Source organism: Vibrio sp. SALL6 (genome assembly GCF_002002385.1).
Classification (GTDB): domain Bacteria; phylum Pseudomonadota; class Gammaproteobacteria; order Enterobacterales; family Vibrionaceae; genus Vibrio; species Vibrio parahaemolyticus.
Genome location: NZ_MQVK01000073.1, coordinates 1 through 1,720, shown reverse-complemented (window position 1 = coordinate 1,720; position 1,720 = coordinate 1). Strand labels below are relative to the sequence as shown.

At 42.0% G+C, this 1,720-nt stretch carries 2 protein-coding genes; both read right to left on the bottom strand.

Features of this window, described 5'->3' with window-relative positions; translation table 11 throughout:
* Positions 1-83: 83 nt before the first annotated feature.
* The gene (locus BIW15_RS23990; protein WP_077281761.1) at positions 84-980 is read right to left on the bottom strand and encodes an Imm49 family immunity protein; all 897 of its coding nucleotides are present in this window, start codon (positions 978-980) and stop codon (positions 84-86) included.
* 181 nt (positions 981-1,161) lie between these two features.
* Complete coding sequence (locus BIW15_RS23980; RefSeq protein WP_024699695.1) at positions 1,162-1,683, bottom strand: GNAT family N-acetyltransferase; 522 nt, start codon at positions 1,681-1,683, stop codon at positions 1,162-1,164.
* Positions 1,684-1,720: the final 37 nt, after the last annotated feature.

Sequence of the window (1,720 nt, the reverse complement as noted above, 5' to 3'; positions counted from 1 at the left end):
GTAAAAATGCCACGCGTTGCGAATCACTCTTAAACAGTTTGTTATACGCAAACCAGAAGAGGCAATACCGTTTAGTCGTGTTCTTATGCTGTGTATTTATTTAAAAAATCATAGTTCAACGTGGGCAGCGGTCGGGTATAGAACGCCTCTGCTACATAGTCAGTCTCAAAACCAATGCGGTAACCATGCCTTGCAAAGGCGACTTTAGCCAGGGTGGTCAGTTGCATGGAAAAATAGCCGTGTTCTGAATCATCCAGACGTGGCTGGCTCCAGTATTCATGGTGATTTTGAACTGCCGAGAACATTGCCTTTTGGTAGGTTTTTTCATCAGCTCCACCAAATACTTTCATTATCACATCGATCATTGGTAAATGAAGGTAGGTGACAGCATCAGGCTCACCGTGATTCACCGGTTCAGAAGCACTAAGGTTGACGTACTCCTGAATCAAATCCATCGGATCGCCATCACTCAAGCCGAAAACGCCCCCGATCAACCTTAGTAAAATTTCACCAGATTGACGTCGCCATTTAATTTGCGGATGCTCCACGGTTTTGACGAAGCGTCTTGCATTGTCAAAATCTTCACACAACAAGGAGAACCATGTTAAACCATAGAGATCACCACCTTGAATCCTCCGATAATCCCTGTCTGTGTGAAAACCAAATGACACCTCTTTATTTGGTAACGAAATGGTAATCTTTTCGCCATCCTCCAGTAAGGCATATTCAATACTTTTTGATTCAAAATATTGCCAAGCGACAAGAGAGTGCAATGCACTGTCAATGTCCGCAAGTTTTAAATATAGTGATCTAGTGTAAATCGCAAACCCCAAATCTCCTGGATTGACATAATTCCACCCCTCACTTTCTGCCAACTCAGTTGTAATGATATCTGTTAAAGCTGCAATATTTCCTGGTTGCTCTTTGTATACTTTTCGGGCGCCATCGTAGTTGATTGGCGGGTATTGTTGTGTCGTCATTTATTACTCAATTTATATTTTATCTAGCACGAGGAGTACTCTGGCGTATAACGCCTTGTTAAGGGGTGAGGCACGCAACACCGATGCTACTGCATACCGCCTTAACCACTAAAACCAACGCATAGTAAAAATGCCACGCGTGCTGAATCCCTCTTGAACAATTTGTTAGCCCGATACCCGACTAGTACATATACCCTAACCAGTCTATATGACCAACTGCCCAAGTTTTACCGCTAATCGGTTTAACATACAAATCATCGACTTGATCAACTGCAACGCCGTAATTCTTATGTTCATGTATTCGCAACCAAGAGCTTAAAGAACTAAGACGAAGATAACCATTAGCCGTATAAAAAGCATCTAAATCGGAGATTAAAATAATAAAGTCGACGTCTTTGCTTGAGGCATACTCGCTGAGTTGGGACAACATAGCAGTGCCAATACCATTTCTTTGAGATGATTGTTCAACACAGAAGTCACTAACGCCCAATACTTTATAAATTTCATCGCAGACGCTGACAACTCTGTAGTCCAGTCCCATGTAACCAACCAGTTGATCATCTCTGTACTTTAAAGCTCTCATATGCGGGAGTTGTTTATAGTAAGAACGAGTTACTTGATGTTCAGGAAACGACTTATTTCTGAGGACTTCAATTGAGTTATGCTGCTGTTTAGATAACTCTATTTCTGGGTAAATATCCATATTTGACCTTTGAGGGCTAACGCCCGCTTAAGTGGTG

Excerpts from the sequence above, each read along its gene's own strand:
- BIW15_RS23990 (WP_077281761.1), bottom strand. The coding sequence starts at position 980 with ATGACGACACAACAATACCCGCCAATCAACTACGATGGCGCCCGAAAA.
- BIW15_RS23980 (WP_024699695.1), bottom strand. The coding sequence starts at position 1,683 with ATGGATATTTACCCAGAAATAGAGTTATCTAAACAGCAGCATAACTCA.